The organism is Mesobacillus foraminis (assembly GCF_004340465.1).
Lineage (GTDB): Bacteria > Bacillota > Bacilli > Bacillales > Cytobacillaceae > Mesobacillus_B > Mesobacillus_B foraminis.
The window spans coordinates 257,543-273,056 of the sequence record NZ_SLVV01000008.1; the positions used below are offsets into that span (position 1 = coordinate 257,543).

A 15,514-nucleotide genomic window follows, 5' to 3' on the forward strand; every position below is an offset into this window, starting at 1 on the left:
GCAGGAGTTTGGCACGCCACTGAAGGACTTATAAAAGAAACTCTCAATATCAGGTCCCCCTAAATTTCCCCGGCTTTTTCACAAAACCCTCCATGATGAAACCGGCCACCCGCGTTGAATAACAATCACACCGAGCTTAAATGATTTTCCGGATGCATATGGGAAAAACGTTTTGTTTCACACACGCCTTTACACAACTCCCAGCCCTCTCAGAATGACCGTTCCACCTAACAATCACTTATCGGCAATTGGCATAAACCTCGTAAAATAGGCACCTAAAATCAATAAAACCACCGTCATGCCCCAATTCACCAAACCCAGGAAATTAAACCAGTACGCAAGGATATTGACCACAGCAATCAGATAAAAACAGATGGGGGTCAAGGCACTCTTGAAACCCGTGATGCCAGCCTTTTTCCGTCTGCGTATGACAAAAAATATAGAAAAAACAAGCAATAGGACGAGGATGAGCGTTAATATTATCGGAACCACTTTCAATCCCTCCTTTGTCGCATGTCTATTACTTTATTATATTTTACAATAATTGTTTATGCCTTCCTTCTAACTTACCAAGCCGATATGCCTGTATCCCAATCGGCATGTAAGGAAATAGGTTCATTTATTCTATTTATCAGGGGTTTTGTTGGATTTTCTTCAAAATTACTTATATTTTTTAATAGATTGATTGTTTCGACAAAAATTTACAGGAAATGGAGGCTGTCAGATTTTGAACAAGGGTTGTAACCTAAACAGGTGCGGGAGTTTATGGCTAAAAAGGCTGTCTAAAGGAGTCTTAGTTTCATCCATCCTGGCAAGCAGCTTGGTGGTGCCACAATCTCCAGTGTTCAAGGGGAATTCTCATGTTGTGGAAGCAGCAGAGGTGACGTACACGGTAAATGCAACGAATTTAAATGTGCGGTCGGGAGCAGGGACAAACTATTCGAAAATAGGAAGCCTTCCCAATGGCAGCAAGATCCAGGTGATTCAAAAATTGAATAATGGCTGGTACAAGATCTCCTATAAAGGCAGAACTGGCTATGTATCTGGAACCTATGTGAAAACTTCAGGAAGTTCCAGTGCGTCAGCTTCCATCTATACGGTCACCGCTGACATTTTAAATGTCCGTTCGGGTGCCGGCACGAATTATGCGCGGATTGGCCAGCTAAAACAAGGGACCATACTGAAAGGCATCCAGAAGGCGGGGAATGGCTGGTATAGAATTTCCTTCCAGGGTAAGACAGGCTACGTAAGTGGAGATTATGTCCGGACAGCCAATAGTGAAACGGCCACATCAACTACATATAAAGTAAACGCGACAGGATTAAATGTAAGAACGGGCCCCGGAACCCAATATAAAAGAATCGGCTTGCTGAAAAACGGGAGTGTTCTCAACGTCATACATAGAGAAAGCAATGGCTGGTATAAAATTTCTTATAACGGCAGAAACGCGTATGTGAGCGGCGACTATGTGACAACAGGAAGTGTCAGAACCAGCACAGCGACGGCAAGAAGGCTGAATGTGCCGATCATCGCCCAACGACCTGAACTGCCGAGCGGGTGTGAGGTAACGGCTTTGGCCATGGCACTCCAATATTACGGGGTGAATGTAAGCAAAACAACTCTAGCGAGGGAGATGCCTTACGACTCCACTAAGCTTGTCAGAAATGAAAACGGTTCAATCAAAATATGGGGCGACCCGGATGTTGGATTTGTCGGGACGCCATTTGGAAACGGCTTTACCATCAATCCAGGGCCACTGAAAAAAGTGCTGGATAAATACCGCGCAGGGGGCGTAAATCTCACAGGAAGCAATTTCTCAGAAGTTGAACAACATATCCTTCAAGGGAAACCTGTCCTGGCGTGGTTCACCATCAGCCATGAAATGCCGGTTGCCCGTTCATGGCAAACACCTTCAGGGAAAACGATCAATGCTGCACGGCCGCTGCATTGCATCGTCGTGACAGGGGTGGACTCGCAATATGTTTATTTTAATGACAGCGAGCTTGTGAAAAACGTTAAAATGCCAAAAGATAAATTTATTAAAATTTATAACGCGATGGGGAAGAGGGCATTGGCTGTTTAAAAAAGAGCTTGAAAATCGAAAAAAAGACGTGTGCCAAAAGCACACGCCTTTCTTTAAAGCTGGTATCAGCCAAGCCTAACCAAATTCTGCAGCTCATCGGTCGATAGCTCAGTGATCCAGTTTTCGCTCTGGATGATCTGATCGTTCAAGCTTTGTTTCTTCTCCAGCATCGCATCGATTTTTTCCTCGAGGGTGCCGGTGGAGATTAGCTTGTGAACATGGACGAACCGGCTCTGGCCGATTCGGTAGGCTCGGTCGGTTGCCTGGTTTTCGACAGCGGGATTCCACCAGCGGTCATAATGGATGACGTGGTTCGCCGCAGTCAGGTTGAGCCCTGTGCCGCCAGCCTTAAGCGACAGCAGGAAGATCGGGAATTCCCGGTTCTGGAACTGCTCGATCAGGGTGTCGCGCTTTGTCTTCGGCAAGCTTCCGTGCAGGAATGGCACTTCGACGCCGAACTCCTTCTTCAGTACACTCCGGATCATTTCGCCCATTCCAAGATACTGGGTGAAAATAATGCAGCTTTCGCTTTGGTCGAGAACGGAGCCTGTCAATTCAACGAGCTTTTCCATTTTTGCCGACCGGTCAATGATTTTGTCCGGCTGCTCTTCTTTTAGATAAAGGGCAGGATGGTTGCACAGCTGCTTCAGGCGGCCGAGCATCTGCAGGATCAGGCCCTTGCGCTCAAAGCCGGAAAGATTCTCGATTTGCGTAAAGGTATCTTTCACAAGCTGCTCGTAGAGAGAGGCCTGTTCTGCGGACAGCGGGCAGTATTCCTTCTGCTCGACTTTGTCCGGCAGGTTCAGGGCGACCTCTTCGTCCTTCTTCGTTCTTCTCAGGAGGAAAGGGCGGATCAGCGCCTGCAGCTTGACGATTTTTTCTTTCTCATTATCCTTTTCAATCGGAACAATGAACTGTTTCTGGAACTGGCCGGCGCTGCCAAGATAGCCGCGGTTCGTAAAATCAAAGATCGACCACAGTTCGGACAGCCGGTTTTCCATCGGGGTCCCGGTCAGGGCAACATGGTGGCGGCCCCTCATTTTCCGGACGGCCCGGGACTGCTTGGTATCGGAATTTTTAATATTCTGCGCCTCATCAATCGCGACGGCACTCCATTCGAGCCCTTCCAGTTCTTCAAAATCTAGATGCGTCAAGCCGTAGGAGGTCAGGACAATATCGGCGTCCTTCACTCTCTGGGTCAGTTCCTCGCCCTTGAGGCGGTTCGAACCGTAATGCAGGTACACGTTTAGGGAAGGGGCAAACCGCTCCACTTCCTTCTGCCAGTTGCCGAGCACGGAGGTCGGGCAGACAATCATGGCCGCGCCGCTGTCCGGTTCCTGTTCTTTCACCGCAAGCAGGTACGAAATCAGCTGAATCGTTTTCCCGAGTCCCATATCATCGGCAAGAACGGCGCCAAATCCGTACTTCCGCAAAAACAGGAGCCAGTTCATGCCGAGCTTTTGATAGGGACGAAGCTCACCCTGGAGGCCGGCGGGCACGGGCAAATCCGGCAGCTCCTTCGTTTCCGAAAGCTGCTTCATCATTTGCTTCCAGTGGCGGTTCAGTTCGATCTGGATTTTCGCGAAAGCACGCGGGTCGTCCAGCTGCTCTGATGGTTCGCCGTCGTCTTCGGCCAGCTCCTGCTGAAGGAGGTCGCGGATATGCAGGCCTTCTTTGTCGGCTTTCTTCATTAAATCCTGGATTTGGCGGATGAAGCCGTGGTCCAGCTTGATCCAGCGGCCGCGCAGGTAGACAAGGCGGCGTTTTTCATTCACGAGTCGCTGGAACTCGTCCTCCGTGAGGTCGACTCCATTCATGGAGAAGCGCCAGTCATAATCGAGCAGCGCGTTCAGGCCGACAAAGGAGCGGCGGTAGCCACCCTGGCTTTTCAACTTCGCCTTTACACGGAGGTTGGCATTTTTAATCGCTTCCCACCAGGATGGCAGGAGAATCTCGATGCCGAGTGCAATCAGCGTTTCACTGGCATCGGTTAAAAAGAGCCAGGCTTCTTCCTCCGTCAGGCTGTCTTTTAAATTCTCTCCATCTGAAAGCCACGGGAAGATGTTCGTCAAGCGTGCCTCTTCCGCATTGATTTTATCGGAAAAGCCTTCCCAGTCGGCTGGATAGGAGGCATAGTCCCTGGCATCAATCGCCATCCCGTTGTTTCCGCGGAGGAACAATCCCAGATGCCAGTCTCCTTCACCTTCCAGCGGCTCCTCCAGGCGAAGGCCAATCCGGAAGGGAGCGGGGTCCTCTTTCAGCCCGATCCACTCGAGCCAGCGGTTTTCATCGAAATAAGCAGCCAGCTCGCGGCCGGTGAGCTGGTTATTGCGAAGAAGCTCAAGCTTTTCGCCCAGGAGATACTTAAGGGCTTCATTTTCATTAAAATAATCATCCAATGCGTGGTGGAACAAATCGCCGACAAATTCCTCCACGGGGTACTTTTCATTGTCCTGGTTGATTGTTTCCTCCCAAAAGCTTGAGTCAAATTCCTCCTTGACCCGCTCTGGAAGCATCCAGCGGAACGACTTTTCATCCAGCGTGCCGGCACTGCGGCCGGCCTCAACGTCTTCGTTCAGCAGTGAAAAGTCGGGATGCCAGTCTTTCTCGACAATCGCTTCCTGTACGGAGTGGGCGGAGGCGAGGCAGAGCTGGGAAAGCTCATCCCAATCCCATTCCACCATCCGGTTGAAGCTTTCTTCGGCAAAGAGCGTGACGAGCTGCCAGCTGCTGATTTTGACAACTTCAGCCCCGTCATCCCCCTTGCCTGTTTCCAGCATTGTGCCGTAATAGCTTTCTTTGTGGCGGTTAAAAAGGAGATGCTTCCATTCGGACAGCGGCAGCGGATTTTCATTCATGTCCTCTGCATACAGCCAAAACTGCCCGTTTGAGATCGGCGCTATATGAACGACGATTTGTCTTGTCTTAAGCAACCTCACCAGTTCCTTTCTGTGAATGGGGAACCATTCCTGGTTCACGGCCATTCTTTTTAAAATAGAGCAGGAAACCAGCCTTCAACTGATTTCTGGCGTTCTTTTATCCAAAAGGCTCTCTTCATAATCAGAAACCAGGACAGCAGGTTCTTCACCTGTGCCGTCCTGGCATGCATTACTCAGCCGTCTCTGTCACAATCAGCTTTCCGCGCTCGCATTCAGCATGAAAGGCACGCAAGCGTTTTGTACGATCCAGCAGTTTATTGAAAAACGTTTCCCATTCGGGCACCCGTTTCAGTTTTTTATAAACGGTCCGGAGCTTTTTCAACAATCGGACCGCCTGCCTGTAGCTGCCTCGATTCTTCTGGGCAATCAGTCCGTCGGCCGCCTGGTGAAGAATGGGAAGCAGGACCTCCGGTGCATTCTTCTGGACGACTTTCAGCTTGTCGTTTGGGATCGAGAAGCTTTCAAAGCTGGCATAGGTGTATAGCTCGGCCCACCGGTCATAAAGGCCTTTTTCAAAGCAATAGTCCTCGTACTCGATGAAGCTGTAGGGCAGGGATTGTGACAGCAGCCGTTCGTACAGCTCCTCGCGCCCGGCCAGCCGGAAGTAGGGGGCAGCCGTCCGGATTGCGTGCCGGGTAAAATCGCGGTTGCGATGATAATCACCGGACTGCCCGATGAAATTCCGCATTTGCTGAGTCAAAAACTCGACATAAGCGCCGGCACGGTGATGGTCCCCCTGGCTGGTCAATTCCTCGAGCCAGTAAAATAAGAAGGTAAGCGCAGCAGTGCCGTGCTTTTTAAGAATCTCGATTGTGTCTTTATCCCTTTTTGCCAGATAATAGTGGTGCGCAAGGCTGAGTTCTTCGGCAAACGTTCTTCTGTTTGGCCCGAAGTTCTCCAGCCTTGCCCGCTCCTCATCCCGCCAGCTCGGCTTCTTCAGCAGGCCATTCCACAGCATGCGGTATAAGTTGACCCGTTCAAACACAAACGAGCCGTCTGTATCAATGAGGGTGGCAGTCTCGTCCTTCAGGTTCACCATGAAGGAATCAAAATCGAAAGGAAGGGAGTGGACTGACAAAGTGGCGATCAGGTCTTCCACATCCTCTTCAATCGTATCAAACACATAGCGGTAATAGCGGTTCACGGTCTCGTCGCTGTGGCCAAGCTCCTCGCTGAGACCGGCAAGCTGTTTAAAGGCATAGAGCTTGCCGACCAGCTCGTACAGGTTCTTCCATTCCTGCTGGACCGGCGCTGAGGCGCGCAGCTGGCGCATATACGCGTGCAGCAGATTCGCAATTATATACGGAGTCGGCTTGCCCTGGCCAAGCAGGATTTCCTGAAAGCTGTTCGTAAAGGTATCGACCCAGCTGTTATAGTCATGCCTGTCTGTTGAATTCGTTTTAACCAGATCCTTTGCTTTTTTGATGCCCCATTGTTCGGCGAGGCTGCTTTCCCTGGCCGGCTTGCGCCATTCCTCCACCCAGTCGGCGACGCTGTCAATCTGGGCATAGGCATGGAAAAACGCGGCCATGCGGTGGCGGCAAAAGCCGTAACCCGGACATGTACAGCTGCTGTCCTCGGGGTCTGGAAAGCTGATATAGACACGGACCGGCGTGACATCCTGCACCGTAGCCCAGATCGAGCCGCCCACAATTTTTAAATGATGGACCAGGCCCTGCCGGTAAAGCATCAGGCCTTTCTGGACGATTTTGGCGTCTTCATCCGACTCGGGGCGGAGCTTGCCCTGGAGTTCGCGTGCCGCTATTTTCAGATGCTGGATTTGCGTATCCGGAATCATTGCCACCGTTTCAGCCCTCCTACTAAACTGCATTTATTTTAATCATGGAAAACTCACATGTAAAAAGACTTCCAAAAAACCATATTCCTTTATTATAACCAAAAAAGCGGGGAAAGAGGAGGGGAAGTGGAGAATTCTAAAATTAGAAGGATTTACTAGTGTCGAAAAAGAATACAAATATGTAGCCTGCTTCACAAGCACGTTGTATGATTAGTACGAAAAAGCGTTTTAATGTGAGTATATTTTGGAGGAATCATCTAACATGTTTCGTATTCGCCTCATGCGCGGACTGCGCCATCCTAGCTATTTTTCCTATGAGCTAAATACAGCCGAGACAGTCGGGAAGGTGTGGAAGCACGCTGTTTTATTGATCTTGCTGAGCGGGCTTCTCTTTGGCGCCGCTGCATATCTTGGCATAAGTTCGGAGTACCTGTCGAAAAAGCTCACCCAGCTGCCGCGGGATGAGTTTGAATTGCATAAAGCCTTGTTTGTGGTCGGGCAGCTCCTTTGGGGGCTATTTTACGGAGCCGTGATTATTTATATCCCGTCCCTGTTCTTCTGGACACTGTCGGATGAGGACATGAAACCGCTGATTGTGGTCCAGTTCCTGGTCCTTCTGATCCTGCTGCTTGAAAAGGTGGTCCTGATTCCGTTCTCCCTGACACTTGGGGTGCCGGAAATTTCATCGCCGTTCTCCCTTGGGCCGATTGCCCAGTCACTGACAAAGAATTTGTTCTTCATGTATTTTTTTGCCTGCATCTCCCTCTTTAAGTTGTGGGCGATGTACATTCAGTATACGTATCTCAGGGTCCTGACCGGGAAATCGTCAAGAGTTGTTCTTGCGATGGTCATCGGGATCAATCTCCTCTTTTGGCTGATGTCAGCTTTATTGTCGATTATCCAATTTGAAAAACTCATTTAAGACGGCAGGTGAACAACGTTGAAAAAGAAAACAGCCATCCTCGTCGCAGCAGGCCTCCTGCTTGTTTCCGGCAATGTGGTGCTGACACTCCATAAAGACAGCAAAGTCAGCCGCACTTCCTATATTACGAAGTGGGCCGAGGCAGGAACCGAAAACCTGACGAAAACCCTAAAGACCGCCGGAGTGGTGATCCCGGCCGAAGAACATCCCATCTACTATAATGATGATCCGGGCGGCTTCAAGGAATTTTATGTGAAAAAAGGCGACTCCGTTGAAGCGGGGACAACGCTTTATGAATATACATCGGACAACATCGACAGCGAGCGCCGGCAGCTCGAATCGGATAAGGAACAGCTGGACAAAGAACTTGTGCTGATTGATGAACAGATCAAGCAGCTCGAATATCTTCAATCTGTTTCCGGTTCAGGAAGCCAATCGGTCAGCAGCGGCTTTGGCAGCACCACGGACTCCAGCTCGTCGGAAATTGTATCTGTTACGATTGAAAAAGAAATCTATGAAAAAGAACGAGAGAAAACCCGTGTCGAAAGTGAAATCGACGAATATGAAGACAGGATCCTCGCGTTAAATGAGGGGGACGAGCTGACGAAGGACAGCGAGGTGAGCGGGAAGGTCAAGGAAATCAATTATGACCTCAAGAACCCGATCATGACCATCATCTCCGACACCCCTAAAGTGTCCGGCACCTTCGTGGAAGAAGAGCTGAAAACCGTCGAAGAAGGAATGGAAGCCTACATCACTTCTGACCAGTTAAAAGAAAAGCTGGGCGGAACGGTAACGAAAATCTTCTCGTATCCCGAGGACGAACCGAATCTAAAGAAGAAAAGCCAGTTCCCGTTTGAAATTGAACTGGATGAAACGGGAGGCGGAGAAGCAGGATTTGAAGAGGGAGCTGCGGCGGATTGGGACAGTGAGTCAGCAGAAGGTGATTCCGGTCTGGAAACAGAAGACGGGGGAGATATCGATGCCGGCGAACTGGAGGATGGTGGCGGTTCCAGTGAAGATGATACCGTAGCTGCTGATGAGGAAGAAGTCTCTGATGAAGAAGACACCGAGATCTACGATGAGGACAATGTCGAGCTCGCCAAGGACAACCCCATTATCCATGGATCCCATGTCGATGTCACCATTGTCACAGATCGAGTGGAAAATGCCGTAACCGTAGCGGACAAGCAGATCAAAAGCGGAAGCTATATTTACGTCATCACCCCTGGCGGAAAAATCGAAAAGCGGAGCATTACGCAGGGCCTTGAGGTCAACGGCAGGGTCCAGATCGAAAAGGGCCTGAAGAAAGGTGAAACCGTCGTCAGCAAGCCGAGCCAGGTCGCCCGTCAGAAAGAAGACTTCATCACCCCGCTTCGTATAAAAGACTTAAGCAAGTCGTCCTTTAAAGAAGAACGCAAAATGGATCTGTTCAAGGCCATTGGCGTCGGGTTTTTGAAACGGTAGACATGTGAAAGGCGTCCCTTTGCGGGGCGCCTTTTTTTAGTGGGATACTGCTGGAATAATGGTACGCCGTCACAAGGCTGTAACCGGTTTTTCAATAAAAAACGAGAATTGATGCATAAGTTCAGAAAATCGATGCATAACCTGCCGGGAACGGTACATAAATGAAAATAATCAATGCATAAATGGGGTGTGGTACTTAAAGAAGGTAACTTTACTCCGAATAGGAGGGGGCATATTCCAAACGGTTTCCCGCATTCGAACAGGAAATGACGCTCTGCCCCAGGGTCTGTATCGGGATGATACCTTTTTTTAATAAGAGCCAGCCCGCTAGAATTAGGTGCCCTGTCACAAGGCTGTAACCGGTTTTTCAATAAAAGACGAGGATCGATGCATAAGTTCAGATAATCGATGCATAACCTGCCGGGAACGATGCATAAATGAAAATAATCGATGTATAACCTCGAGGATCCCAGCATTTTGTCCTATTTTTATACCGATTTACACTATAAAACCCGATATTAATCTACTTTTTGACTAATATCGGGTCTTAAATCTGCATTAAACCGTGAAATGCTGCGTTTTATCTCCAGTGTTGCCCTTTTACGCTACGTTTTTATCGATTTACACTGCAAACTAAACTATTACTCCCACAATAGACAAAAGAGGGCGCCGTTCCAAGGCTGCCCTCAATATTCAATATAAGTAATGTCGGTCTTCGATTTCGTCCTCGTAATCATACTCTTCCTCGATGTCTGGTTCGACAGAAGGCAATTTTGGTGATTGTGTTTGAATCTCTTCATCTTTGAATCTAAAAAGACTGGTCAACATCAACATTATCCATCACCTCGAAAAATGATTCTTATGGGTAAGTTTACTAAACCAATGTAAAGCAAACTTAAAGAAATTGTTAAGTTTTAATTTCCCTCCTTTTTTCAAAATAAAACATCAGTAAAATAAAAACTTTACCCTACGAAAGCGTGCCAGACCCCCTTTAGTTTACTGAAGGGGGTCTGGCACGCTGGTGTTTACTAATGTACGAAACTCACCCATCTCAACTGAAAAAACCGTGTCAGATTTCATGACAAAAGTATATGAAAATAGTTTTGTTTCTCATACTATGAAATTAGAAAGTTACAGAAAGCGAGGTGGTTGGCACTCACGACCTCCACAAACCGATTTCTTGCTAATGCTCAGCTTCGCAGCTGGGCGTGAAATGATCTTTAGTAAGCCCCTTCTGTCATTTTTCCTTTTGCCCCTTCTGCGCCCGAGCAGGAGGGGTCTTTTTTCAGGTTCAAAAGTCCTGTTTGCTCCATTCCATACCCTCTGAGGTTTACAATTTTTTCAAATCCCATATATTTATTTTTCAGGATGTCATATGATATTGATAGACTAGCAAGTTAGTTATTTTACTATTTTTAAGGGGGATCGCCGTGAGGCTGCCTGTCACGTTATTATTGTCTGTTTTCTGTTGTTTGTTGTCTGTGTCCGCTGTGTCAGCGAATAGCCTGGAGGTAGAGCCGCCGAAGCCGAAGATTTCGAAGTTCCAGACCAGGCTCCTGTTTGATGACAGCAAAGAATATAACAGCCGCCAGGTCATTGTAAAATTTAAAAAAGATGCATCCCCTGAAATCAGGCAGGAAATCCTTGAATCCATCAGGCTGAAAGAGCTGGACAGCGTTGACAGAGGGGACTTCATACTCGTTTCCTCTCCGAAGGGAAACGATTTGGCCTCGGTTGCTGCATCTCTTTTAAACTATCAGGAAATTGAGTATGTGGAACCGAACTACCGGGTAGAGGCCGCCTATACGCCGAGCGACCCTGGTTATAAAAAGCAGTGGTATTTAGGCAGGATCCAGGCCCCGAAAGCGTGGGACCAAACCAAAGGTGCCTCCAACATCACGGTTGCCATTATTGACGGGGGAGTGCAGACAAGCCACCCTGAGTTGAAAGGAAAAATCGTGTCGCCCTATAACGTGGTAACGGGCAAACCGACCTTGCCGGCCGACCATCATGGCACCCACGTCGCCGGGATCATCGCAGCTTCCTTTAACAAAGCCGGAACCGCGGGTGTGGCACCGAATATAAAAATCATGCCGATTAACGTGTTCTCCGGCGAATATGCCGATACCTTTGATATTGCGAGTGCTGTGTATTACGCAGCCGACCACCAGGCCAATGTCATTAATATGAGCCTCGGAAGCTATTATTATAGCGCGGTCATGAAAGAGGCGGTTGCCTATGCAAGGACGAAGGGGGCAGTCGTCGTAGCGGCAGCGGGAAATGAAGACCTGAATTTCAACACCTACCCTGCAGCGTTTCCGAATGTGATCGGAGTCTCTGCACTAAATAAGGATAATAAAATCACGATTTTCTCCAATTACGGGCGCTACATCGATTTTGCTGCACCCGGGATTAATATTTACTCCACCGTAGCGGGCGGGAAGTACAATACCATGGATGGGACTTCCATGGCAGCACCGCAGGTTTCCGGGGTTGCCGCACTGGTGCTCTCGAAAAACCCGCTGCTCTCGCCGGCAGAAGTGGAATCTATTTTAAAGAATTCATCGGTTGACCTGGGCAGCAAAGGCCGCGACAACTACTATGGCTATGGCCGCATTGATGCATACCGGGCCCTGCAGAAGACGCCGTCGCCCGTATCGGTCACTGCCGGCAAGACCTTTAACATGAGCGGCAGCAGCAAGACGTCCATTTCGGTTACAGCCAAGAAAGGTTCCACTGTTTCCATGTACGTCCAGAACTCAAAGGGGACAACCATCAAGACTCTTGTTAAAAATAAAAAATCCACCGGCAGCAAAATTTCCGCTTCCTGGGATGGGAAGCAGGACAATGGAACCTTTGTAGGCGACGGCAGCTACAAAGTGGTCGCAAAAGCCACGAATGGCCGGGAAACGGCCACTAAAAGTGCGGCGATCAAGGTGGCCGATAAAATAAAGCCAGTCATCAAACTGGGAACGTCAGCGCTCTACTCGCCGACCGCCCAGGGGAAACTCACCATTTCCTATGAGTTGAGCGAGAAAGCTGCTGTCACGGCCACGGTTTATGATAAAAACAACAAAGCCGTCAAAACACTGCTTAAAAAGACGGAATCCAAAGGGAAAAAGTCATTCACCTGGGATGGAAAGAACGCGAAAAACCAGCGGGTGAGCGACGGAACGTACAAGCTCGTGATGACCAGTACGGATTCCTATAAAAACAAGGGAACAAACAAGCAGATGTCCATCGTGGTGGACACGAAAAAACCAGAGGGGAAAGTCGTCCTGCCGGCGCCTATTTTTAAAATGGATGGCAAGCCGCAGGATGGAGTGAAGCTGACCTTCAAGGAAAAAGTAACTGTAACGGCAGCCTATGTCACAAATGCCAAGGGAACAAAGGTGAAAAAGCTGGCGACCAATAAAACCTTTACTGCTGGAACACATACCCTTAAATGGGATGGCAAAAATGACAAGGGGGCTTTGCAGCCAGAGGGCAAATATGGCTATCTGGCAGAATTCAAGGATGCAGCCGGAAATAAAGCCACCATTAAAAGCGCGGGGGTTGATCTCCAAGATTGGCAGCAGAAGCCGGTTGTTTCGGCGCAGCCACAGGCTGAATACCGGAATCCGGGGACAGCAGCGTTTGCTTATTCCCTTAGCAAGCCTGGTAAGGTCACCATCCAGCTTTATCAAGGGAATAATGTGGTTAAAACAGTCGTAAAAGATACCCTAAAATCAGCCGACAGCCATACTTTTACATGGGATGGAAAAGGTGCTGACGGCAAACTGCTGGAAGATGGGGATTATACCTTTAAAATCACGGCAACCAATCGATATAATCCTGCAGTGGCCAATTCCTTTGACGTGAAACTAAAGGTTGCATTGACACGACCGGAAATTAAACATCCCGGCATCGCAGAGTTTTACCCTGGAGAGGTGAACCCAGGTGAAGTACTTTATGAACTATCGGAACCCGCGACAGTCCTGATCGATATTCTGGATCCTAGCGGCGAGAGTGTCGGTACTCTCGAAAAGACAGCGGATAAAGGAATCAACACTTTCCAATTGAATGAATTCATGAAGGAAGGCAGCTCATTCTCACATGATACCTATACCTACGTGGTCAAGGCGATTAACTCAGTTAAAAATGAGGTGACTGCAAAAGGGCAGCTGACATTAAAAGAGGCTCCTGAATGGCTGACCGGGAAACAGTATTCTTTTACGAATAATGAAGCAGACGGGAAAACGGCGCTCAATCTAAAAATTGCTACTACGGAAGATGCGGCCATGCAGCTGTACGTTTATGACGCTGCTGCCGGAGAGCGTCTGGAAACCCCTGGGCCTGTGGCTTTAAACGCAGGGATAAACGATTACAGTTTCGAAAGACAATCTGAAGAGAATATTTATTATGTGCTTGAACTCACCGATTCTCTCGGCAATTCCTATTATTATAAAATCGAGAAGGACAGCGCGGAGAATCCAGGTGGAGAGATTGTTAAAAAGCCGGACTTTAGGCCGGTGCTGAAGGAAGAGGAACAAGTACATCAATAGCAAAAAAGCGGAGCATTCCATTAAGCGGGGAATTGCTCCGCTTTTTTATTTTGTTGCAGGGTAACTCGGGTAAGAAATATTTACCAACAGGGATTTTTAAGCTGCATCTGTTTCAATAAGTTCCCCCAGTGGTAGTCAATCTATAGCGAAAAGGCAGCTTGCTTCCTTCATCGCTGTATTAACTACTTAGGAGGAAACTTATTTGGAAAACGTATTTAATCAATGGTGGGCCTATCTAGGGCGCCTGCCAGAGCTGCTTATCGCACTTCTTGTACTTTTAGTCGGCTGGTTAATCGCAAAAGGAATTTCGAAAGGCGTACAAAAAGCCCTGAATAAATCGAATTTGGATGAACGCCTGTTAGGCAAAATGGGTGTGGATACAAAGAAATATTCATCGGAAGAGACTGTTGGCAAAATTGTTTTCTGGCTATTAATGCTTGTTGTCGTTGTCATCTTCCTGAACATGCTGAATATAGGCGGTGCGGCCAGTCCGTTGAACACCCTTCTTAGCGGGGTATTCGGTTTTATCCCTAATCTGCTGGGTGCAGCCATCATCCTTGCCGTGGGCTGGATTGTCGCGCGCCTGGTTAAGGGCCTCGTGACCGGCTTATTAAGAAAGCTGGGAGCAGACCGTCTTGCTGAAAGAATGGGAATCAGCAAGGTATTGGAAGGAACCACGTTATCCAATGTGATTGGAACGATTGTTTTTGTCTTAATCATGATTCCTGTCGTCATTGCCGTACTTGAAAGACTTCAGCTCCAGGGAATCGCAGCACCGGCTATTTCCATGCTGAACACGGTCTTAAATATGATTCCAAACATCATCGTAGCTGTTCTCCTTATTGCTGCGGGTGTCTGGTTAGGTAAATGGGTGAAAAAAATCGTGGCGAGCCTGCTTCACAATGTTGGACTGGACAGCTTTCTGTCCAAAATTGGCCTAGGGGCTGCCACCCAAACCGGAAACTCAATGACTCCGGCGAGCATTATTGGGTATTTAGCACAGATTGTTGTTGTCCTTCTTTTTACCATCGAGGCACTTCAGCTTGTTGGTCTGGACAATATAGTAGGCATTATTAACGCCATCCTTGGCTACCTGCCAAGAGTCATTGGTGCCCTGCTGGTTCTGGGTATTGGCTTATATGCAGCAAACCTTGTACAGAAGCTTGTAACAAGCATGATTGTTCAGCGCACAGAAGCAAATCTGTTTGGCAACCTGGCCAAGTACATCATCATCATCTTTGCCGTTTTCATGGCGATTGATCAGCTTCAAATTGCCAATACCGTTGTAAATACTGCATTTATGCTGATCCTGGGAGGACTGGCCCTCGCGTTTGGTTTAGCTTTTGGTCTGGGAGGAAAAGAGTTTGCTGCCAAACACCTGGCTAGATTCGATCAAACGCTCGAAAGGACGCAAACGGTAAAACCAAACATGGAAGCTGTTAAGAACGAAGCAAAAATAAACAATGGCCAGCCTGGTACAGGACCGGTCACGGGTTCGCCAGTGAATCCGGCCCGCAATTACCAGGGCGGCATGGATCCGGCCTTTCCAAACACCGAGGTGAATATCATTAAGCCGGGAGATACGAAGAATCCTGGCAATGGATTGGACAGTCCGGGACGAGGAAAACAAGTACCGCGCAAGGGCAAAGGAAGAGACTAGAAGAGATTGATAAAAATCCTGCAGCCGGGATATTGGGGAGAAATTTCCCCGGATCCTGGCTGTTTTGTTTCCATAAGCTGACAGATCACGCATGGCTATCA

Annotated in this window: 9 protein-coding genes; 5 read left to right on the top strand and 4 right to left on the bottom strand. The window is 48.5% G+C overall.

Features of this window, described 5'->3' with window-relative positions:
* Positions 1 to 234: 234 nt before the first annotated feature.
* Positions 235 to 492, bottom strand: a complete 258-nt coding sequence (locus EV146_RS16275; protein ID WP_132008229.1) for a hypothetical protein — start codon at positions 490 to 492, stop codon at positions 235 to 237.
* 235 nt (positions 493 to 727) lie between these two features.
* Here EV146_RS16275 and EV146_RS16280 point away from each other — a divergent pair, with 235 nt between their 5' ends.
* On the top strand, positions 728 to 2,083 hold the full coding sequence (locus EV146_RS16280; protein WP_241993933.1) for an SH3 domain-containing protein: 1,356 nt from the start codon (positions 728 to 730) through the stop codon (positions 2,081 to 2,083).
* A gap of 65 nt (positions 2,084 to 2,148) precedes the next feature.
* On the opposite strand, the gene EV146_RS16285 is transcribed toward EV146_RS16280, so the two are convergent.
* Positions 2,149 to 5,016, bottom strand: a complete 2,868-nt coding sequence (locus EV146_RS16285; protein ID WP_132008235.1) for a DEAD/DEAH box helicase — start codon at positions 5,014 to 5,016, stop codon at positions 2,149 to 2,151.
* Between the two features lie 175 nt (positions 5,017 to 5,191).
* Positions 5,192 to 6,820: an SWIM zinc finger family protein gene (locus EV146_RS16290; protein WP_241993938.1), complete on the bottom strand. Its 1,629-nt coding sequence runs from the start codon at positions 6,818 to 6,820 to the stop codon at positions 5,192 to 5,194.
* Positions 6,821 to 7,082: 262 nt separating this feature from the next.
* Between EV146_RS16290 and EV146_RS16295 the strand changes: the two genes are divergently transcribed.
* Both EV146_RS16295 and EV146_RS16300 read left to right on the top strand, forming a co-directional pair.
* Positions 7,083 to 7,742, top strand: a complete 660-nt coding sequence (locus EV146_RS16295) for a hypothetical protein (RefSeq protein WP_132008241.1) — start codon at positions 7,083 to 7,085, stop codon at positions 7,740 to 7,742.
* Between the two features lie 18 nt (positions 7,743 to 7,760).
* The gene (locus EV146_RS16300) at positions 7,761 to 9,209 is read left to right on the top strand and encodes a permuted SH3 domain-containing protein (protein WP_132008244.1); all 1,449 of its coding nucleotides are present in this window, start codon (positions 7,761 to 7,763) and stop codon (positions 9,207 to 9,209) included.
* 693 nt (positions 9,210 to 9,902) lie between these two features.
* Here EV146_RS16300 and EV146_RS27090 read toward each other — a convergent pair.
* On the bottom strand, positions 9,903 to 10,043 hold the full coding sequence (locus EV146_RS27090; protein ID WP_158287116.1) for a hypothetical protein: 141 nt from the start codon (positions 10,041 to 10,043) through the stop codon (positions 9,903 to 9,905).
* Positions 10,044 to 10,690: 647 nt separating this feature from the next.
* On the opposite strand from EV146_RS27090, the gene EV146_RS16305 reads away from it, so the two are divergent.
* Both EV146_RS16305 and EV146_RS16310 read left to right on the top strand, forming a co-directional pair.
* Positions 10,691 to 13,753: a S8 family serine peptidase gene (locus tag EV146_RS16305; protein ID WP_241993939.1), complete on the top strand. Its 3,063-nt coding sequence runs from the start codon at positions 10,691 to 10,693 to the stop codon at positions 13,751 to 13,753.
* 202 nt (positions 13,754 to 13,955) lie between these two features.
* Positions 13,956 to 15,413 (top strand): mechanosensitive ion channel, encoded by a 1,458-nt coding sequence (locus tag EV146_RS16310; RefSeq protein ID WP_132008250.1) that lies wholly within the window; start codon positions 13,956 to 13,958, stop codon positions 15,411 to 15,413.
* Positions 15,414 to 15,514 lie beyond the last annotated feature (101 nt).